Raw genomic sequence first — 20,901 nt, forward strand, 5'->3', positions numbered from 1 at the left:
TATGGTCACAAAGGTGATTTAATTTGGATCTGGGGTCGTGCCATTTTCTTCGTGATATTTTTGCATTTTGCGTGATTCCTGCACAATGAATTTACTTTTGACCTCGCCGTACTTTTCAGTTGTGCTCAATTTTTCGTGCCCCATCATTTGCTGGAGTGCCCTGGGATGCACGCCGGCTTCTGTTGCATACGTACCGTAGCAGTGCCTTAGTAGGTGGTGGTAAATCCGGTCCGATATTCCGGCTTTTAGGGCAGCCCTCTCCAGTGCCTTTCTGATGCCTGTATACGGTTTGCCCGTTTTGGGATTCGTATAGAGATAACCTTTTGTTCTGCCGGCAGTTGCTTTTTTGAGCTCGTCCATCAGTCTTTCAGTCGCAATTGGGACTGACCGCCATTTGCTACCCTTGCCGAGTACTTTGATAATTCCATCTTTGATACGAACGTTTTTTACCTCCAGGCGGAGAGCTTCCTGCCGCCTGAGTCCAGCATCATTCATCAGCAGGACAATGCCTTTATACCGTTCTTCAATGTTTGCTATCAGGGCGTCTAGTTCTGCGTACTCAGGAACTGTGATCGCTGGAGACGTTACTCTCCTAAATTGCGCAGGCACAAATGCCGGTTCCGCGGCATATTTGTTGGTCGTTGCCCAGGAACAGATCGAAGAAAAATACGACAGTTCTTTGTTGATCGTTCTCTTCTTGGCGTTCTCGGCGTGTCGCTTAACTTTGTATTCCTCAACAAGACCTTGATTGAGTTGACTAAAGTGAATATTTCCGAATTGTGGGAGTATTTTTTTCATCGCTTTCACCATGTCAATATATGTCGATTCAGCATATGTAGCCCTTGCCCACTCTTGCCAGTCCAGCACAACATCTATCACTCTTGGATTGACAGGTTTAACTGCATAACGTTTCTGCCTCAACCCCAGCTCGATATGGCGGGCTTCATCTTCACTGCCTATAAACGTCAGTCTCTCACGTTTTCCTTTTTGACCCGCTGGATAATAATCGATGACCCATTTCGTCTTATTTTTGTTCACAGCGCGAATTGACATAGCATGCCTCCATATAATTGCAGTGCGCTCATTTTCCAGGGATGGCGAAGGCTATCTTTGAGTTTGATCTCTGATTTTACGTGCGTTATATTGCCGCAAGGCGGCTCTGTCGCCTGAACTAATGCGATTTACCAGATCAGATAGATCAATTTGAGACTGAGGGTGAACCAGCAACTCCAACAAGCTGATGACTCTATCTAATTTCGCCTCAAGTTTACAGTTACTGTCACACATCACTATTGCCTCCTGAGATCAGCCTTCAGGCAATAATGTGCAGCTATGCAACAGTGCTGCTGATGGATTTGATAGTTCGGTTTGCTACCTTATGAAATTCCTGTGAAATCAGAATCTTAAACGGCAGAAATTGTCAACTTACAGCCTTGCGGTGCCAAGCGCTAAGAATCCTGAGCATCGCCAGAGATATCGCTCTTGCGTTTAATTCGACTGCGAAGCAAGCGTTCAATCGTTTTAAGGTGCGCGGATAGCTGTAAATTGCGGATTCGAATTTATTCAGGTCAGGTGCGTAACCTTGACATTTGCTGCTTGCGTCGGATTCGTGGCGATTCGTCGAAGACAGCAAAGAGGGGTCGGAAAAGTATTCAGTGCCGGGGTGGGTCGTTGGCAAATTAGAGCAGGAAGTGAATTTAAGGCAATTCGAACAAGAGGGCTGTCCAAACTTGATCGACACTTCTGACAGCAGCATGTTCTTGAGAAAGATTCTGAGATCTTTGGACGAGTTTTCCCGGCACAGGAGGACTCGTTTTTGTATGATTTCTATTTCTCGATCAAGAATATGCTGAGGTGCATTTATCATTTCGAGGCGGACGTATCTGATCATCGAAATTGCCAATTTTTGATAGTCTTCATCACGGTCACTCGGATAAATGAGTAGTTTGGTCGATTGCATAGAGGCCTCCTCTCAATTGCTCGAAATCGGATCGTAAAATCTAGCCGCATCGGGGTAATGTTTAATTATTCTGGATAAACACCGTTCTAGAATCAGCTGGGCTTCCTTTTTGTAAGATCTTCGGGACAGGCCGACCAGTTTGCTGATATCCAGATGAAATGAAACATGATCACCAACAGGCATCGGCAACAGATTTTCTAGTCGATTGTCTGATCTCTGACCGTTGCGATGATGGATTATCCAATGCTCTGGCAATTCGATCCCAATTGCACGCTCCCAAATAACGCGGTGCTCTCTTCGCTGAACCCGTTTGCCATCGGGCGTTTTAACTATCAGGGTTATGTATCCGTCATAGTTTCTTCTGCGAGCAGAATCCCATATCTGCTCAAAGCTGGAAGGGCCCTGCCGCGGTAAACGTTTTCGTTTTGGTTCATAGTTTCTAGGGTTGCGTTCCGCCAGTCCCTGGCATTTTTTGTCGCAGTATTTTCGTAATGGATTAAGCGTAGTCATCGTTTTCCCGCAATAACAACAGGGGATTACGTGCGTTTTCGCCGCTCGGCGCCTATCTCCTTCTTCACGCCTGAACCTATGCCCGCATTCTCTGCTGCAAAATTGCTGACTTGCACGAAATGACCTAAATTTGCCGCCACAGTGTTTGCATGATAAATGATGCAACATAACGCCCTCCTTAAATTGTACTAGTACAATTATACCGCAGTTTAGGGAAGGCGATCAACTAAAAAATGGCATGACATTTTTTATGTCAAATCTGGTATGCTGCTCGCACTACCGTCAGGGGGAATTATGCATATTGGAGAGAGAATCAAGTTACTGCGCTTGCTGCACGGGATGGGTCAGCAAGAGCTTGCGGATGCAATCAATGTGCAGCAGGCCAAGGTTCCCAAGTATGAAGGTGGGCGACACGTGCCTCGAAGTAAAATGCTTGCTGAAATAGCCCGGGCGCTCGAATGTAACGCCAAATGGTTGAGCACAGGGGAGGGTGCGCCATTTCTCTGCGGAGCATTTTCAGTGCCCGCTCGTTGCTATGATGGTAAGGAGCGGGCTGTTACACGTGTAGTCAGCGATCTCTCTATTCTATTGCCATCTCTTATCGCGGAACAGCAGGTGTCCGATGTGTATGTAGCGAGGGTTTCAGATCTGCCGAATCTTATTGCCCTTTTTCCGCTCCAAGAGGGGGGTATTTTGATTATTCAGGCGCGTGATGGTTTCTGTGTTGAGTTAGATGAGATAGTGAGATCACTCAAGATGTTGCGGCGCGCCGAGATTACTTATGCTCAATTTGAGACGTTCTTCGGTCAGGCAGCGGAATCTCATGCTGCACGTAGAGAGTTGTTGGATTCGTTCGAGCTTTTGCTTCGAGGAGAATGCTTAGCACAACTTGAGGAGTTTATCCGTCGCGTTTCGTACCGGAAAATCTGGAAGGTGAGGACAGTGATAACCCTCAAAAATGAAGAAGGAATTACAGAATCAGAGGCACGGGAAATGATCCAAAAAATTATAACTATGAGGAAGGGGGAAGGGACCGAGCTTGAGGTGATATTCGAGTGAAGCTGAATGCACCTGGAGTTTACTTCGTTATCGCCGTGGCTGCAATTTCAACACCGCCTAATGTGGATACACCAATTGCTTGATGGTAAAGGGGTAACTGTTAAAAATCACGATAAGATTTTGTAGAGAGACAGTGTGCAAAATGATCGTTGCGGTTTCTCGAGATATGCCGGTCAAAGACCACGTCGGAAGATTCTAAAATAATTTTGTATAAGAAGAGAATTTAGTTTTCAGGAATACACTCCCTGCTCAATGCGTCCCAATATTTTCATGATCTCATGAATCCCTGCCTCGTCGCTCGTTAGTTCTACAGGTCGTGTATTGCCGAGTGCCAACACGGGTGACAGAAACCACTTGTAGGCCATGTCTGGGGTTCTAAATACTTCTATGGCCCGAGCTAGCATTTGAACTTGCGATTCATTCAATTGTCCTTTAATAGCTAGAAGTTCCACAAGTGCTTGAATATCCATATTGTCCTCCACTGTTTCCCGCCGGGGGAGTGAATTTTACTTGTCGAGATCATGTGTCAGCCGGTATCGAAAAATGACCTGCTATCGTCATCCAAAATTGCCCCGCCGCTAGTCGTAAATTACTGTGAAAATTTCTCGTGTTGATTCTCGAGCGTTCCCTTTGCGGTAGGCAACGCCAAAAAAATTGAAGGAGCAGGTAGGTACATGCTTATGTGCGTGTACCGCAATGCAGAACACAGTAAAACGGCAAGCTGTCAAATTTATAATTCAATTTCAAGGGTGTATAATAAATATCGCATAACTATGCGTTTTAACTGAAGAACAATTTCGAGACATCCAAATTGTCCAGGGGCTATCTGGACAATACTCTAAAAAAGAGGCCTGGGGCCTATTGTGGGTTTATTGTGGGCTCGGTCCCGGAAAGGGCTATTGAGGTGGGATGGCGAGTGAGATACTCTGTGAATAAGGAGAAGTGGTCATGCGAAAAAGGCCCTATCAAAGTTTCCTGGATGAGGAATTTAAAGAGCTAGAGCGCAACGTTGTTTGTCGCGTTGGCATGATCACATTTGCTGCCGTGTTTGCCGTTGCCGTCCTTGTAGCGCGCCCGGTACCCTGGACACAAGATAAGAGTCACGCAGCCTTCTTGAGTTGATACTCCTCGAAGGCCTGTCGAGGGCTTCTGAAACCGAGTTTTTCAACCAGCCACAGCCGGTTGTAACGATCCATGAAGTCAGCTACTGCCGTCCTTACTTCTTCGATGGTGCGGTAGTGGCGGCCATAGATGACCTGTTCTTTGAGAGTCCGATTGAACCGTTCCGTCACCCCGTTGGTCTGCGGTTCGGCAACAAAAGAGAAACTTGGGGCGATTCCCCAGAACTTGATCTGATTCTGGAAATGCTCCGAAAGGTATTGGCTGCCGTGATCCATCCTCAGTACCAGCCCACGTGCAGCAGCGGCTCCGACCGAGCCGAAACGGGCCTTGATTCCCATGGAGAGCGGCTGCAATGCGGCAAACCGATCGCCATTCTTGGTCACATGCCAACCGACGCACTCAGCGTTCCAGTGCTCCACGGCGCTAAACAACCAGCACCACCCTTCTTCCAGGGTGAAGATCCTGGTGCCATCGGTACCCCACATGACGTTGGGAGCTGCCGTGATGATCTTGCCGTCGTGCTTCTTGGGATGTCCCTGAACAACCCGGTGAGGAGAGAGCAGGTTGTTCTCCCGCATGAGACGCAGCACCCGCTTACGGCCGACTTTGATCCCTTTGACGAAGCGTAGGCGTCCCCAGACCTTACGGTGCCCCTCGCCGATAAAGGGGGATGTCTCCAGATCGATCCGGATAAGAGCAAGTACCTCGTTGTCAGTGAGCGGTGTTTTCGGGCCACGCTTGAGCAGTACCGATGGCAGGGTTTTTCTGCCTTGGCGGCTATAGAACGACGAGCGGGGCATTTCCCAGGCACGGCAGACGCGCTGAACGCCGTAGGCTTTACCGGTGGCAGGGGAGATCGTAGCGCTCATTTCTTCGATCTCCTCTGGGCCAAAGGGTGGGCACGCCTCGCTTTCTCCCGCAGTAGCTCGTTTTCCATGGTGATCTCACCGATGCGCTTGAAGGCTGCATCGAGTTCCGCTGCCAACGGATCACCTTAACGAGCCTTGAGAGCAGATTCTATCCCTTGGAGTGCTTTCTGATGCCACTCTTCCAAGCGATAGATTTCGATGCCCAACTCACGGGACAAGGCATCGATTGATTCACCGCGCATCAACCGCAGGACAACCTCCTTTTTGCGGTTGGCGCTCCAACGTTTGACTTCCGGTGCTGCTCCAGTCGAGCTACGCTCTCCTTCCGCCGCACCGGAGACACTGACATCCTTTTCCATTGACGACCTCCTTGAACACGTAGATTTACCTCATTTTCGTGTCCAAGAAAACCGGGGCCGCCATAGCCGTTGCCGTCCTGCTGTTCCTGCTCAATTAGTCTGATTCACGCCTCCAATCAGTTGGGGGTCAGATTCCTTGACTTTATAAACCCCAGCAGCGTTGGTCTGGACACCTTCAGCAGTCGAGCGATGGCTGCCGCTGGCACCTTATGCTCCAAGAGGCGCCCAATCTCTTCTTCTTGGCCATCGAGCTTCGATTTCCCGAGTCTGCCACTCGGCCGCCCAAGCTTTACCCCTTCCGCTTTTTTCTTGGCTAACGCTTCTTTTGTCCGGTCAGAAATAAGCTCGCGTTCGATCTCCGCTGCCAGGGCGAAGGCAAATGCCAGGACCTTCGACTGGATATTGTTTCCGAGCTCGTACCCCCCTTTGATGGCGAAGACCTTAACCTCTTTCTTTGTCATGATCGACAACAGCTCCATTACCTCGAGCATGCTTCGCCCCAGCCGCGAGAGCTCGGTTACGATCAATACATCCCCTTTGCACAGCCCATCAATAATCCGGTGAAGTTCCCGGTTCTTCCAGCTGACCCTGCCTGATACTGCCTCTTCGACAAGGGCCACCTGGCCCAATCCCTTCTCGTTTGCAAAGTTCAGGATCCCGAACTTCTGGGTTTCCAGGTCTTGCTTGTCGGTCGACACCCTAATGTAGCCGTAGGTTGCCATCGTTTTCACCCTCCTGTCAGCAAATACCGCATAAAGCATAGCAAACTTTACAACTAGCGTAAAGCATAAGCCATGGTTTTAGCCTTCATTTAAAGTAAAGAAGAATCGGCCATTTTTATATTCACATTTGAGGCTTGTAGGCCTGTCAGGTCGCGAAGGCTGTGAGGAGTTGCATGTTGCATCCCCTATGGGAGTGCAACATGCAACTCATGTATGAAACGACTAGGAGCGACACGCAATCTATTGAATTTACGCGGTGAATCGCAATGGTTCCGAACTGATTCCGTTGCTGTAGAAGGTGACGTATTCTGACATTGCTGTCGAATATGTATTACCAAATCCGCACGAGACATACTGAAAGCTGGAGCCCCAACTTGCGCAAGCTGTACCCAGTCAATCCACTTTGACCGTGGCGCTGGATTGAGGCAACTGCTCCGGAAGCACTGATAGCCAATTGAGGTGCTTTCCATTGGGAAATGGATGATTGACATCGATTGGGCGCCGCTCTATAAACGATAGCTATGATGCTTTTCTAATGACCGGAGGGTGCGGGGTGTGGACAATCTTCGAGCATGACACGGGGTATTCAGCCGCTGCTGACGTTCAAGAACATCAGCAGCGTTTTTTTATTTGGTTGCAACATTTCCAGGAACGACAGGTGCGTGATCTCTGGTTACCGTAATCAGTCTTAAGGGCATGATGTAACAAGGATTTTCCACCTGGCCAACATTTATCTCGGCAAGATCTCATTCATCATGTCCACCCGAACGGTGATCAGGCATAATGACGTGTTGAAGATATCAGGCGCATTTGTTGATTTGAAAATATTTGACTGAAATAGCCTGCGAGGGACAACATGAATGTGTTTGAGTTCCGCACTCGTCTTACCAGTGATTATGAGGCTTTTTCCCGCAGCTTCTGCACGGTTAAGACGGCAGATATGGTCGAGTTCATCGACAGGACTTACGCCGACCAGCATTTCTGGCCTTCCCCCCTTATTCAGCTTAATCCATGTTACGTTCCAGGCAAAGCCATCGACCAACTAGTCAGGGACGGGGTTTTGCATCCGGAATGTGAAGCCATTTTCCGCCGTGGCAAAGAAGGTGGAAATCTTGGCGTTCCTCTCTTGCTCCACAAACACCAACAGGATGCAGTCCACATAGCTCAACGTAGGGAAAGCTATGTTCTTACCACCGGTACGGGGTCGGGTAAGTCCCTCAGCTATTTCATCCCCATAGTCGACCATGTTTTGCGGCAAAATGAGGCGGGCCAGAACAGGGCCCGGATCAAGGCCATTGTTATCTATCCGATGAATGCCCTCTGCAATAGCCAGCTTGAAGAATTGCAGAAATTCCTCACTGAAGGCTATGGTCTAGGCAATGAGAAGGTTACATATGGCCGTTACACCGGCCAGGAGAGCCAGGAGGAGCGTGAACGTCTCGTCGCCAACCCGCCTGACATCCTGTTGACCAACTTCATGATGCTGGAATTGCTCATGACCCGGCAAGAGGAGTTGGACAAGGGAATTGTTCGTGCTGCACAGGGGTTGGAGTTTCTGGTTCTTGACGAACTGCACACCTACCGCGGCCGCCAAGGGGCGGACGTCGCAATTTTGGTCCGGAGAGTGCGTGAGTCGCTAAACAAGAATCTTCTTTGCATCGGTACCTCGGCCACCATGGCCTCGGAAGGGGAGTCCGAAGACCGTAAGTCGACCGTTGCCCGGATTGCCAGCAGGCTCTTCGGTGCACCGGTAAAAGCCGAAAATGTCATCACCGAAACCCTGCAACGTGTCACGGTGGGGCAAACGGAGCCAGATGTTGCCCTTCTCTGCAAGTCCTTGGAGCAGGGTCTTGGGGACATCAAAGATTTCGAACTGCTTCGAGCTCACCCGTTGGCGCCATGGGTTGAGCTGAACCTGGGGCTTGCCAGAGAAGGAGAGTCATGGGTTCGAGCAAGACCGCAGAGCATCAACGAGGCGGTTCAGAAGCTTTACGAACTGACAGGTGTGAACCAGGAACGCTGTGAAGATGTGCTCCGGGATTTTCTTCTCAAGGCATATCAGGCGCGCGGACTGGATGGGAAAAGCCTCTTTGCCTTCAGGCTTCACCAGTTCGTCTCCGGAGCAGGGGATCTGTATTCCACCCTGGAGCCACCAGGGCAACGTTACCTGACGGTCAACGGCCAGCAGTTCAAACCGGGCGATCGCGACAAACGCCTGTTCAACGCAACCTTTTGCCGGCAGTGTGGGCAGGAGTATTTTCCTGTCTGGGCTCAGTTCGAAGGAGGGCAAATCGAAAAAATTGAGCCTCGTAGCCTTGATGATCGTGCCCACGAAGATGAAGATATCCAGCCCGGACTGTTCTTCCCCGATGCCGATGCCCTTTGGGATGACGCCGACCCGGAGAAGGCATTCCCGGAGGACTGGCTCGATTTTTCCAAGGAACCCCCGCGCCTTAAAAGCCACTTCCGCAGATACAAACCGGTTTATGTGAAAGTCAACCCAGCCGGCGATACCTATGATGGCGGCATGCGAGGCTGGTATCTGCCCGGTTCCTTGCGTTTTTGCCTCAACCCCGATTGCGGTCACCTCTACGAGAGCCAGTTGCGCGACCGCAGCAAGCTTTCGAGTCTTAGTACCGAGGGGCGCAGCTCGGCGACCACCATCATGGCCCTATCGGTCATGCGCTACCTTCTGGAAGAAGAACAGGAACTCCCAGATCAGGCCAAAAAGCTGCTCGGCTTTACCGATAACCGCCAGGACGCCTCCCTTCAGGCGGGTCATTTCAATGACTTCGTCATGGTACTTCTGCTTCGTGGCGCACTGCTGGCCGCAGTCAAGAAGAACCCCTCCGGGATCACCGACGAAACCCTGACCCAATTGGTTGCTGGCCAACTCGATCTCAGTAAGCACGAGTTCATGGCCAACCCCGACGCCGAATTCCTCGCTGAGAGAAAAGCCCAGCAGGCGTTGCGTGATGTGCTCGGCTACCGTCTCTTCTACGACTTGCGCCGTGGCTGGCGAATCGTCAACCCCAACCTGGAGCAGCTCGGTCTGCTGAAAATCGGCTACCAATACCTCACCGAGGCCTGCCAGGCCGAAGAGCTCTGGTCTGGTTGTCATCCCCTTCTTGCCAATGCGACTCCCGAAATTCGAGAACGGGTGCTGACCGAGCTGCTCGACACCCTGCGCCGAGCCCTTTGCATCAAAACCCCGTATCTCGACCAGTTCCGCCAGGAACAGATAAAGGTGGCCAGCTTCGCCCATCTTCGGGAGCCTTGGGGCCTGAACGAGGATGAACGGATGCAGGAGGGGGGGTACATGTTCCCCTTCCCGAAGTCTCGTTGGCCACACAAAGATCCTCTCGCCAATTTCGTCTCATACCGTTCCCGGTTCGGTTTTTTCCTCAAAAAGCGCAGCACTTGGGGGGAACAGGCTCAGGATTTTCCCGACCGACTGCCGGAAACCCTCTACAATCAATTGGTAGCTGAGATGCTGCAAGGGCTCACTAGGGCCGGACTGGTTGAGCCTTTGGAAATCGAGGGTCAAAAGGCCTTCCGCCTCAATGGGAATGCCCTGATGTGGACATTTGACCCCGATGGCGAAGCCGACCAGCAAGACTCCAGGCGCACTGAGAATCGGTTTTTTCGAAACCTGTACCTGGGGATAGCCACTTCGCTACTTCAGCAGGAGCGTTTTCTGCACAAGCTCGAGGCCAGGGAGCATACCGCCCAAGTCGACAGCGACGAGCGAGAGAAACGCGAAGAGCTTTTCCGCAAAGCCGAACTGCCGGTCTTGTTTTGTTCGCCGACCATGGAACTGGGGGTCGACATCGCCGAACTGAACACCGTTTACATGCGCAACGTACCTCCGACCCCTGCCAACTACGCCCAGCGCAGCGGTCGTGCTGGCCGTAGCGGGCAGCCGGCGTTGGTTATCACCTACTGCGCGGCACAAAGCCCCCACGATCAGTATTTTTTCAGCGATCCCGTGCGCATGGTCTCGGGGATTGTTCGCCCGCCCACTCTCGACTTGGCCAATGAAGAGCTGGTCCGTAGCCACCTTCATGCGGTCTGGCTGGCCGAGACCGGGCAAAAGCTCGACAGTTCAATCAACGGCCTGCTCGACCTCGCCGACGGCAAGAATCTTCCCATCCTTTCACACATCAAGGCCAACCTGGATCATCCCGGAGCCCGGCAGCGAACCTTGGCCCGCGGACAGCGGATTCTTGAAATGTTGCAGGATGAGTTGACGACCGAGGCGGCCCCCTGGTTTGCCTCCGGCTGGCTCGAAAGAACCATCCAAGGGGCCTGCCAGGGGCTGCACCATGCACTTGAGCGTTGGCGTTCGCTCTACCAGGCCACGGTGCGGCAGATGGAGAGTAGTCATGCCGTGTTGTTGAACGCCGCAGCAGCAGAGGGAGACCGCAAGCGAGCCCGCCAACGTTATCGCGAAGCGCAGATACAGCAGGAACTGCTGCTCCATGGCCGGGCGACCATGAACTCTGATTTCTACACCTACCGCTACCTGGCCAGCCAGGGTTTCATCCCCGGTTACAACTTCCCGCGCCTGCCGCTGATGGCCTTTATCCCGGCCCGGCGCGAGAAGGGGCCGCGGGACTCCTTCCTCACCCGCCCCAGGTTTCTAGCCTTGTCCGAATTTGGCCCTCAAAGCCGCATTTACCACGAGGGGAGCCAGTATCTGGTCCACAAGCTGATCATTGCCACCCGTGAGGATGAAAGGGCCTCAGAAGACATCGGTCTGCCCGTTCACACGGCGCGTCTCTGCCCGAACTGCGGCTACGGCCATTTCGGCAGCCAGTTCGATGACCCTCGGTGTCGGGCCTGCGATACCCTCCTTGAAGGAGGCTTGTTACTCGACAAGCTCTACCGCGTTGAGCACGTCAGCACCCGGCGCGTCACCCAGATCACCTCCGACGAGGAGGAGCGGCTGCGCATGGGGTACGAGATGCAGACCACCCTTCAGTATGCGCTCGAAGAGGGCCGGCTTCAGGTGGTGCGCACCACGTTTACCGAGAGGGACAAGGACCTGGTCGAAATTCATTACGGACCTGCGGCAACGGTCTGGCGCATCAACCTCGGTTGGCGCCGGCGTCGTAATGCCAGCATCTACGGATTCAACATCGACGTCAGCACCGGCGTCTGGTCCAAAGATGACCAGGCGCCGCCGGATGACGAGGTTGAGTCTGAAGAGGCACGCAACGTGCTCCGCATCGTCCCCTTCGTCGAGGACCGCCGAAATGTTATGGTGCTTTTCCCCCGGCAAGAGCTGTCCGAAGGCGAAATTGCCTCCCTGCAATACGCTCTCAAACGCGGGGTGGAGTCGGTATTCCAACTCGAGGAAAGCGAGCTGATGGCCGAGCCACTGCCGACTCGCCTCAACAGGCAGGCGATACTCTTTTACGAATCGGCGGAAGGTGGAGCCGGGGTGCTGACCCGGCTGGCCAGCGATTCAGGAGCTCTGCAACGGGTTGCCCGTGCCGCACTCGAAGTCTGTCACTACGACATCGTCGGCAACAGTTGGCAAGAGGAATGGCAGGGGCAGGTACTGGTCGACACGGCCGGCCCTGAATCCGCCGAGGCCTGCGAGGCTGGTTGTTACCGCTGCCTGCTCAGCTACTACAATCAGCCCGACCACGATCTCCTTGATCGCCGCAATCCCCGGGTGCTCGAGCTGCTTTTCCGCCTGATGCACAGTATCCCACAGCGAGGCACCGAGGGGCGCAAGGGAGATGCCCAATTCGACGAGCTGATGCGGCTTTCAGGCAGCAGCCTGGAACAGCGTTGGTTGCAGACTGTCCGCGAAAAGGGGCTGCGTCTGCCTGATCGCGCCCAGCCGCTGCTCGAGGCGTTCAATACCCGCCCCGACTTTGGGTATCCCGAGCACCAGGCCGTGATCTACATCGACGGCCCCCATCACGAGAGCGGCCCTCAGCGTCGCCTCGACGACGATTTGACCCAGCGGCTGAGCGCTGCCGGCCTGACCGTCGTCCGTTTCCCCAAGGAGCAGGCCAAGTGGTCTGCCATTTTTGCCCAATATCCCGATATTTTCGGTTCAGGAGCCTGATCCTATGACTTTGCAGTTTCAGCCCGGAAGCCTCGTACAGGCCCGAGGGCGTGAGTGGGTGGTCTTGCCCGACTCCCGCACAGACCTGCTGCGCGTGCGTCCCCTGGGCGGCAGCGACGAGGATGCCACCTCCATTTACCTGCCCCTTGAGGCCCAGCCTCCAAAACATGCGACCTTTCCGCCGCCCGATCCCACCAAGGCTGGTTCCTACGGTGCCGGACTGCTGCTGCGCGATGCCCTCATGCTCAAGCTGCGCGCTGGGGCCGGCCCCTTCCGCAGTTTCGGCAATTTGGCGGTGGAACCGCGGGCATACCAACTGGTTCCCTTGATGATGGCCCTACGCCAGCAGACCGTGCGGCTGCTTATCGCCGATGACGTCGGGGTTGGCAAGACCATCGAAGGAGCCCTCATTGCCCGCGAACTGCTCGATCGAGGTGAAATCAAGCGCCTTGCCGTCATCTGTCCTCCGCACCTCTGCGAACAGTGGCAGGAGGAACTGGAGGAGAAGTTCGGCATCCAGAGCGTCGTGGTTCGCACCGGTACCGCCAGCCGCCTTGAGCGTGGTATCCCCGCCGGCCAGTCGATTTTCGACGTTTATCCCTTTACCGTTGTCAGTCTCGATTTCATCAAGAAAGAGCGGCGCATAGACGAGTTTCTGCGCGCCTGCCCCGAATTTGTCATCGTCGAAGAGGCCCACACCTGCGTCGGTGCAGGCGGCGCCTCTCGCCATCAGCGGTATAACCTCCTGCGCGGTTTGGCCGATGACCTCGACCGGCACATGGTGTTTCTCACCGCCACCCCGCACAGCGGCGACGAAACAGCCTTCTACAACCTCCTTGGCCTGCTGCGCCCCGAATTCCAAGGGATCGGTCAACTTCAGGGCAAGGCCAAAGAACAGCTACGGCAGGAGCTGTCGGTGCATTTCGTTCAGCGTCGCCGACCCGACATCGCCGAGTGGCAGGACAGCACGGTCTTCCCCGATCGCCTCAGCAAGGAGGCTACCTACAAGCTCAGCGGCGAGTGGGGTCACCTGTTCGGTGATGTGCTCAGCTATGCCCGCGGCATGTTCGAAGAAGGGATGAAGCTCGGCCGACTGCAACAGCGGATGAACTGGTGGGCGGCCCTGGCCCTGCTGCGCTGCATCAGCTCCAGCCCGGCTGCGGCGGCTGCCGCCCTGACCACCCGACTGCGCAGTGTCAGCGGGGCCAGTGATGCCGAGTCGTTGCAGGAGATCGAACAACTGGGGAGCGAAACGGTGCTTGACGGGGAAGGGGACGACCTTCTCACCCTTGACGATGCGGCACCGGCCGCCCTCCCGGATCGGGATGGGAACGGTGAATCCGTCATCCTCAGTGCCCTGGTCGCCAAAGCCCAATCCCTGCGCGGCGCCAAGCAGGATCCCAAGCTGGCCGAGCTGCTCAAGGTTGTTGAAGAGCTGGTCAACGAGGGGTTCGAGCCGGTTATATTCTGCCGCTACATCCCCACCGCCCACTACCTTGCCGATGAACTGGCTGAGCGCTACCAGAAAAAAGGGTTCGAGGTGGTGTGCGTGACTGGCGAACTCACTCCGGAAGAGCGCCAGGAGCGGATCGAACAGATGCGGGAGCACGAGCGACGTATCCTGGTTGCCACCGACTGCCTTTCTGAAGGGATCAACTTGCAGGAATTCTTCACCGCCGTGGTTCACTACGACCTCAGCTGGAACCCTACTCGCCACGAGCAGCGTGAAGGACGCGTAGACCGTTTCGGTCAGAGCGCCAAACAGGTAAGGACGGTCATGCTCTACGGCGAGAACAACCCCGTCGACGGAGCCGTGCTCAAGGTCATCCTGCGTAAGGCCGAACAGATCCGCAAGGAGCTCGGTGTCACTGTTCCCATGCCCGCAGACACCGGTAAGGTGATGGACGCGGTCATGAAAGCGGTATTGCTGCGCAAGGGGGGCTTGAGTGAGAACGTCAACCAGATGAGTTTCGATTTCGGTCCCGTTGGACGCGAACTCGATGCAGGCTGGGAGAGCGCCCGCGAAACCGCCAGCCGCAGCCGCACCATCTTTGCCCAGCACCGGCTCCGGCCCGACGAGGTTCTTCCTGAGTGGCGCAAGGCCATCCAGGTGCTCGGCGGCGCCGACGACGTGCAGCGCTTTGTCTCGGCTGCGGCCCAGCGCCTGGGTGCCCCTTTGGAGGCCACCGGCAAGGGCTTCAAACTGCCGGTGGATCACTTTCCTCTTGGCCTGCGCGATCGGCTAGGCTCCATCGGCTGGCGCGGTACCGTGCGCATCGCCTTTGATTACCCCCTGCCTGTGAGGGCCCATCATGTTCACCGAACCCATCCGCTGGTGCTGGCCCTGGCCGAGCATGTGACAGAAATCGCCCTGGAAGGTGAAGACGCAAAAATCGCCGCTCGCGGCGGCGCCATCTTCACCGACCAGGTCAAAGAGCGCACTACCCTTTACCTGCTGCGGCTACGCAGTCAGCTCAGTGTCCGCTACCGCAGTATCGACCGAGTTTTGCTCTCCGAAGAGTGCCGGACCCTTGTGGTACGCAGCAGCGGGGCCGAGGCCCTGGACGCCGCGGCCACACGCGACCTGATGAACCTGTCCCCTACCCGCAACATGGATCCTGCCATGCGCGAGCGCCTGGTGCAGGAAGCCGTCGCCGCCTTGCCCGGTCTCGAAGGGCAGTTCGCCGAAATCGCCGGCCAGCGGGCCGAAGATCTGCTGAACGACCACCGTCGTGTGCGTTCGGCCAGCGAGGCCAAGGGGTTCCGCTACGATGTGCAACCCTGTCTGCCAGTCGATGTGATCGGTGTCTATGTCATATTGCCCGTGGTGAGTTTCTAGGAGGGGTTCAAGAATGGCAAGAAGTAAAGTCGACCACGGCTTTGTCGCATTGAAAATCGAAGGGGGGCTGTTCTCGGGGCAGTTCCTGCAAAAAGCCGCCGCCTTGCAGGGCAAACGGCAGAGTGCTGCCGACTACGGCCTGCCCAAGGGGCTCAACATAAAGGAAGAGATCGGTCGCGCCTGGCGCATTGCCTTGGCTGAGTGGCGTGATTACCAGGAGAAACGCCAGCGGCAGGATATCGACGCCTGTCAAGTCGGCGTTGAGGGGTGGTTGCAGCGGCTGTTGCAGAGTGTCCTGGGCTTTAGCGATCTCAAGCATTGCAAGCCCAGGTATATCGCCGCCCGGCGTTTCCCCTTAAGCCATTTTGCCGGTGATGGCCATGTGCCGATGCTGCTTGCCACCCATGGGGTAGATCTCGACCGCGGCCAACCTGCTTTTGGCGACGAGGGGCGTCGACGCTCCGCTCACGCCTTGGTGCAGGAGTTTCTCAACGCCGATGATGACTGCCTCTGGGGAGTAGTCAGCAACGGCAACCGCATCCGGTTGCTGCGGGATAACCCGAGCTTGACTCGGCCGGCCTACCTCGAAGCCGACCTGGAGCGGATGTTCGAGGAAGAACTCTACCCCGACTTCGCCGCCTTCTGGCTGCTCTTCCACGCCAGCCGATTTCAGCCGGCCGACCACACGCCGGAAACCTGCGCCCTTGAAGAATGGCGCCACGAGGCCGAGGAGGTCGGCGTGCGGGCCCTCTCGCACCTGCGCGACGGCGTCACCCAGGCCCTGCGCGAGCTCGGCAGCGGCTTTCTGGCCCACCCCGCCAACAGCGAGTTGCGCCAGCAGATCTCCGCCGGCGAGCTGCGCCCCGAGACGCTGCATGCCCAGTTGCTGCGCCTGGTCTACCGCTTCATCTTTCTTCTTACCGCCGAGGATCGCGAGATCCTCTTTCACCCGCAGGCTTCCGCCGAAGCGAGTACCATCTATCGCGAAGGTTATGCCCTCGGACTGTTGCGCGAGCGCAGCCTCAAGCGGCACTTCTACGACCAGCACGGCGACCTTTGGCAGGGGCTCCAAGTGGTATTCAGGGCCTTGGCCGCCGGGGCCGAGCCCCTCGGCTTGCCGGCTCTGGGAGGTTTGTTCGACGCCGAGCAGTGCCCGGTGCTCGACGGCTCGAGCCTGAGCAACCAGGCGTTGCTCAAGGCTGTTCATGCCCTCTGTTTCTTCCGATCCGGCGATACCCTCGCCCGAGTCAACTACCGCGACATGGGGGTGGAGGAACTGGGGAGCGTCTACGAAAGCCTGTTGGAGCTGCACCCGCAGCTCGACATCGAGGCCCGCCCCTGGCGCTTCGCCTTTGCCGGGGACGACACTGAGGGCTCTGCGGGCAAGGGGAGCGAGCGCAAGCTCACCGGCAGCTACTACACCCCGCCATCGCTGGTCAACGTGCTGATCAAGAGCGCCTTGGAGCCGGTCATCGAGCAGACCTTGGCCACCGACCCCGAAAACCCGCGGCATGCCCTTCTCAAGCTGAAGATCATTGACCCCGCCTGCGGATCAGGTCATTTCCTGCTGGCTGCTGCACGGCGACTGGCCGCCGAACTGGCCCGCATTGAGGCGCAGACCGACCAGCCCGACGAGATGCTCTACCGCCACACTCTCCGCGAGGTGGTGCAGCACTGCATCTTCGGTGTCGACCGCAACCCGATGGCTGTGGAGTTGTGCAAAACCGCCCTCTGGCTCGAAACCATCGAACCGGGCAAGCCCCTCGGTTTTCTTGATCATCACATTCACTGTGGCGATTCGCTTGTTGGCGTACGCGACCCGCAGATTCTTCGCGACGGGATCCCCGATGAGGCCTACAAGCCCTTGACAGGGGATAACAAAGATCTCTGCAAAATGCTCAGGAAAAACAACCCGGACATCGGGAATGCGGTGCAGGGAGGGTTGTTTGACGGTGAATCGCTGGAGGTATACCAGGACGTTCCGCTGCATCTGGATGATCTGCCCGAAGAAACCCTGGCCGATGTCAGGGCAAAGCGCGAAGCCTGGCGCAAGGCGCAGGATGAGAATCAGGAGCGCCGGAAAAAACGCCTTCAGGCTCATCTCTTTGTGGCTGCCTTCTTTGCGCCGAAGACGAACGAGTTTGCCGATGCCGTGCCAACTAACCTTGACCTCAACCGCATTCGCCGCAACATGCCGCCCCGGGAAAAGGCTGAGGCTTTGGCATGGCGGTTGGCGGAGGAGCAGCGCTTTTTCCATTGGCATCTGGCCTTTCCCGATGTCTTCGCAGATGGCGGGTTCGATGTGGTGATGGGGAATCCGCCTTGGGAAGTTTCTCAGCTCTCAGAAGAGGAATATTTCGCCATTCACGCGCCGAGTATTGCTGCACTGCCAGGGGCAAAACGGAAACGGGCGATTGCAGAGTTGGAAATCAGCTCACCATTGCTCTGGTCGAGATACCTTCAGGAGAAACATCAGACGGAAGCGAATAATACCTTTATCCGCGAGTCTATGCAGTTCGAACTAACTGCCAAGGGGAAATTGAATCTCTACGCCCTGTTTGCAGAGGCGTTTCTCAGTCTGCTCAACAAAAAAGGCCGTGCCGGCATCATCGTCCCCACCGGGATTGCCACAGACGACAGCACCAAGGCCTATTTTGAGGCCATCAGCATTGGGCGACGGTTGGTCAGCCTTTACGACTTTGAAAACCGACAGAAGTTGTTCCCGGCTGTTGACAGCCGGATGAAATTCTCCCTTCTTACCCTCGGCAACGACGTCGCCGCAACCGATTTCGCCTTTTTTCTGACCGACACCCTTCAACTCAAGGACAAACGCCGCCATTTTACTCTGAGCGGCGACGACATCCGCCAGCTCAACCCCAACACCCGCACCTGTCCCGTCTTCCGCAGTCAGGCGGATGCTGAGTTGACCAAGAATATCTATCGCAACGCATCAGTGCTTATCGATGAATCGAAAGGGGAGGCCGGGAACCCGTGGGGCATTTCTTTCAGGCAAGGTTTGTTCAACATGACCAGCGACAGTGCTCTGTTTCGTACCTACGCTCAGTTGATCGAACTTGGGGCTAGATTGGATAGGAACATCTTCGTCGAGTCGGACGGCCGTCGCTGGTTGCCTCTCTATGAGGCTAAGATGGTGAATTTCTATGACCACAGAGCAGGCTCATACGAAAGTAGAGGGAGTGACAGGGGATACCGGGTCCTGCCGCCAACCCCATTAAGCGATTATCAAAACCCAAATCATGAAGTTATGCCATTCTATTGGGTTCCTGAAGAGGAGGTTAGGTGCAGAACGAACGAAAAGTGGGATAGGAATTGGTTGCTTTCATTTAAGGACGTTACTGCATCAACAAATGAAAGAACTGTCATTCAGACAATTATACCCTTTTGGGGTGTAGGGCACACAGCTCCTATTATTTTCCCGGATACATCAACCAAAAAAGTAGCTTTTCTTCTGAGCAACCTATGCTCTTTTGTCCTGGATTTTGCTGCTAGGCAAAAGGTGGGAGGGCTTCATTTAACTTTTTCATATTTCAAACAATTCCCTATCTTACCAGTTTCAACAATATCTGAAGAAACATCGAACTACATAATCCCTCGGATTCTAGAGTTGACCTACACCTCGGAATCCCTTCGCCCCTGGGCCGAAGACCTCGGCTACCAAGGCGCCCCCTTCCCCTGGAACCCCGAGCGGCGCGCCCTGCTCCGCGCCGAACTCGACGCCTACTACGCCAAACTATACGGCCTCACCCGCGACGAGCTGCGCTACATCCTCGACCCCGCCGACGTTTATGGCGAAGACTACCCGAGCGAAACCTTCCGTGTCCTCAAAGAAAAAGAAATCCGCCAATACGGCGAATACCGCACGCGCCGCCTCGTGCTTGAGGCGTGGGATCGGTTGTTTGGAGGCAATGTATGAGTCCCAAACGATTAACACCGAATTTGGAGTTACTGACCAAAGAGTATGTTCTCATACAGGCGTGGAAAAAGGCGTCTTCTTTTATTCGGTCTCATAACTGGTATGCAGATACGCTGGAATTGGATAGGGCCGCTGTTGATCTCCCAGATTTTATAAAATCTGTTCAGGAGCGGTTGTCGAACCCTTATGATTGGAAAAGTGACCCGTTACGCCTCGTTCCGGCACCAAAAAGTCATAGCTGGCACGTTGATAACAATGGCAAGTGGAAACCAGTAAAAAGAGCTGAGACGGCTAAAAAAATTCGGCCTCTTGCTCATGTCTCCTTACGGGATCAGGTCGCAACGACCGCTCTTATGCTTTGTCTTGCCGATCGGGTGGAAACTTTCCAAGGTGACCCAAGGGTTTCACTGGACTCTCAGGAAGGGCGAAAGAAAGTTATTTCTTACGGGAACAGGCTTTATTGCGATGCGCTCCCAGGAGGAAAACTTACCCATCGCTGGGGTTCGTCAAAGCTCTATCGAGGCTTTTTTCAGGATTACCGAAGCTTTTTGAGGCGTCCGGAAGTCGTTGCTGAAAGTGCATCGGGGCATATCGTTGTTATTCATTCTGACCTCTCGCAGTTTTACGACCGTGTCACCCCAGATTTATTCTTCAAAAAACTCGACAGGTTAAGAAGACCAGGCGATGACGACAGTTTTTTTGAACTGAGCCGGAAGGTCATGTGTTGGGGGTGGCACCCGAAAGACGAAAGAGAAGTTTTAAAATATGCCAATAGTGCCGGTATAGATAAGTTTTCAAGAGTAGTTCTGCCTCAAGGCGTTGTGGCCTCTGGGTTTTTCGCAAATGTTGTCATGCTTGATTTTGATAGCAGGTTGCGCATTGAAATAGACTCTGAGGATGACTTTGTTGATGGGATTAAGCTTCTTGATGCGTGCCGTTATGTAGATGATTTCCGGTTGGTGCTCAGATGTCATCCCGCCATGGATCCGTTGAAAATCAAAGCGATGGCCGCAGAACGAATGCAGGAGCTGCTGCATGAAACCGCGCCCGGAACGATTGTTTCCAAAGAAAAAACTCAAATAGGCTATTTCCGGGGTGATCAACGGCCGCTTTTGCGTCAAAGCAGTAGAATGGAAAGGATTCAACACGCTGTTTCTGGTGGTTTTGATGCTGTTGGAGGTATTGAGATTCTTGAAGCTATTCAGGGCCTCACACGAGCACAGGCCAGGTATTCAAAAGATCGGTTTGAAGGTCAAGGTTGGATTTTCGCTCCAGTGCCAGATGTCCGTAATGAAACCGTAGTGAGGTGTCCTGTCAATAGTAGACACTCCCAACTCAAGCGGCGGCCGTGTTTGTGCAGAAGTTCAGGGCAAACACGGCCGGGGCCAGATAGCCAAGGCGCGAGTGGCGTCGTTGGCGGTTGTAGAATATCTCGATGTATT

The 20,901-nt window shown here is 54.7% G+C and carries 10 protein-coding genes and 2 pseudogenes; 5 read left to right on the forward strand and 7 right to left on the reverse strand.

The genetic code is table 11. The features are described from left to right. Window positions 1-18 precede the first annotated feature (18 nt). The 3 genes from RCH91_RS09420 to RCH91_RS09430 form a co-directional block, all read right to left on the reverse strand. A complete protein-coding gene (locus RCH91_RS09420; RefSeq protein ID WP_306534458.1) occupies window positions 19-1,053 on the reverse strand; it encodes a tyrosine-type recombinase/integrase in 1,035 nt (344 codons plus the stop codon). Between the two features lie 367 nt (window positions 1,054-1,420). Further along, window positions 1,421-1,960, reverse strand: a complete 540-nt coding sequence (locus tag RCH91_RS09425) for a hypothetical protein (protein ID WP_306534459.1) — start codon at window positions 1,958-1,960, stop codon at window positions 1,421-1,423. 12 nt (window positions 1,961-1,972) lie between these two features. Beyond that, entirely contained in the window at window positions 1,973-2,470 is a 498-nt protein-coding gene (locus tag RCH91_RS09430) for an HNH endonuclease signature motif containing protein (protein ID WP_306534461.1), read from the reverse strand. Between the two features lie 294 nt (window positions 2,471-2,764). Here RCH91_RS09430 and RCH91_RS09435 point away from each other — a divergent pair, with 294 nt between their 5' ends. Further along, on the forward strand, window positions 2,765-3,529 hold the full coding sequence (locus RCH91_RS09435) for a helix-turn-helix domain-containing protein (RefSeq protein WP_306534463.1): 765 nt from the start codon (window positions 2,765-2,767) through the stop codon (window positions 3,527-3,529). A gap of 230 nt (window positions 3,530-3,759) precedes the next feature. On the opposite strand, the gene RCH91_RS09440 is transcribed toward RCH91_RS09435, so the two are convergent. The 4 genes and pseudogenes from RCH91_RS09440 to RCH91_RS09455 all read right to left on the reverse strand — a co-directional run bounded on the left by RCH91_RS09440 (window position 3,760) and on the right by RCH91_RS09455 (window position 6,601). Beyond that, the gene (locus RCH91_RS09440) at window positions 3,760-3,999 is read right to left on the reverse strand and encodes an MbcA/ParS/Xre antitoxin family protein (RefSeq protein WP_306534466.1); all 240 of its coding nucleotides are present in this window, start codon (window positions 3,997-3,999) and stop codon (window positions 3,760-3,762) included. A 630-nt stretch (window positions 4,000-4,629) separates the two neighbouring features. After that, complete coding sequence (locus tag RCH91_RS09445; RefSeq protein WP_306534468.1) at window positions 4,630-5,520, reverse strand: IS3 family transposase; 891 nt, start codon at window positions 5,518-5,520, stop codon at window positions 4,630-4,632. After that, window positions 5,517-5,879, reverse strand: a pseudogene (locus tag RCH91_RS09450) (IS3 family transposase). The gene RCH91_RS09445 and the pseudogene RCH91_RS09450 overlap by 4 nt, the downstream one beginning before the upstream one ends. Window positions 5,880-5,995: 116 nt before the next feature. Then, entirely contained in the window at window positions 5,996-6,601 is a 606-nt protein-coding gene (locus tag RCH91_RS09455) for a recombinase family protein (protein WP_306534470.1), read from the reverse strand. Window positions 6,602-7,457: 856 nt separating this feature from the next. Here RCH91_RS09455 and RCH91_RS09460 point away from each other — a divergent pair. The 4 genes and pseudogenes from RCH91_RS09460 to RCH91_RS21450 all read left to right on the forward strand — a co-directional run. Next, the gene (locus RCH91_RS09460) at window positions 7,458-12,686 is read left to right on the forward strand and encodes a DEAD/DEAH box helicase (protein ID WP_306534472.1); all 5,229 of its coding nucleotides are present in this window, start codon (window positions 7,458-7,460) and stop codon (window positions 12,684-12,686) included. 4 nt (window positions 12,687-12,690) lie between these two features. Then, entirely contained in the window at window positions 12,691-15,525 is a 2,835-nt protein-coding gene (locus RCH91_RS09465; RefSeq protein WP_306534473.1) for a helicase-related protein, read from the forward strand. A 13-nt stretch (window positions 15,526-15,538) separates the two neighbouring features. Next, window positions 15,539-19,459, forward strand: a complete 3,921-nt coding sequence (locus RCH91_RS09470) for an Eco57I restriction-modification methylase domain-containing protein (RefSeq protein ID WP_306534474.1) — start codon at window positions 15,539-15,541, stop codon at window positions 19,457-19,459. 353 nt (window positions 19,460-19,812) lie between these two features. Beyond that, window positions 19,813-20,535 (forward strand): annotated as a pseudogene (locus RCH91_RS21450) (reverse transcriptase domain-containing protein); the annotation flags it as partial. Window positions 20,536-20,901: the final 366 nt, after the last annotated feature.

The sequence above is a fragment of the Geobacter sp. genome (genome assembly GCF_030834625.1).
GTDB lineage: Bacteria > Desulfobacterota > Desulfuromonadia > Geobacterales > Geobacteraceae > Geobacter.

Coding starts and splice junctions, on each gene's coding strand:
- RCH91_RS09425 (WP_306534459.1), bottom strand. CDS start 1,960: ATGCAATCGACCAAACTACTCATTTATCCGAGTGACCGTGATGAAGAC.
- RCH91_RS09455 (WP_306534470.1), bottom strand. CDS start 6,601: ATGGCAACCTACGGCTACATTAGGGTGTCGACCGACAAGCAAGACCTG.
- RCH91_RS09465 (WP_306534473.1), top strand. CDS start 12,691: ATGACTTTGCAGTTTCAGCCCGGAAGCCTCGTACAGGCCCGAGGGCGT.
- RCH91_RS09445 (WP_306534468.1), bottom strand. CDS start 5,520: ATGAGCGCTACGATCTCCCCTGCCACCGGTAAAGCCTACGGCGTTCAG.
- RCH91_RS09460 (WP_306534472.1), top strand. CDS start 7,458: ATGAATGTGTTTGAGTTCCGCACTCGTCTTACCAGTGATTATGAGGCT.
- RCH91_RS09435 (WP_306534463.1), top strand. CDS start 2,765: ATGCATATTGGAGAGAGAATCAAGTTACTGCGCTTGCTGCACGGGATG.
- RCH91_RS09430 (WP_306534461.1), bottom strand. CDS start 2,470: ATGACTACGCTTAATCCATTACGAAAATACTGCGACAAAAAATGCCAG.
- RCH91_RS09440 (WP_306534466.1), bottom strand. CDS start 3,999: ATGGATATTCAAGCACTTGTGGAACTTCTAGCTATTAAAGGACAATTG.
- RCH91_RS09420 (WP_306534458.1), bottom strand. CDS start 1,053: ATGTCAATTCGCGCTGTGAACAAAAATAAGACGAAATGGGTCATCGAT.
- RCH91_RS09470 (WP_306534474.1), top strand. CDS start 15,539: ATGGCAAGAAGTAAAGTCGACCACGGCTTTGTCGCATTGAAAATCGAA.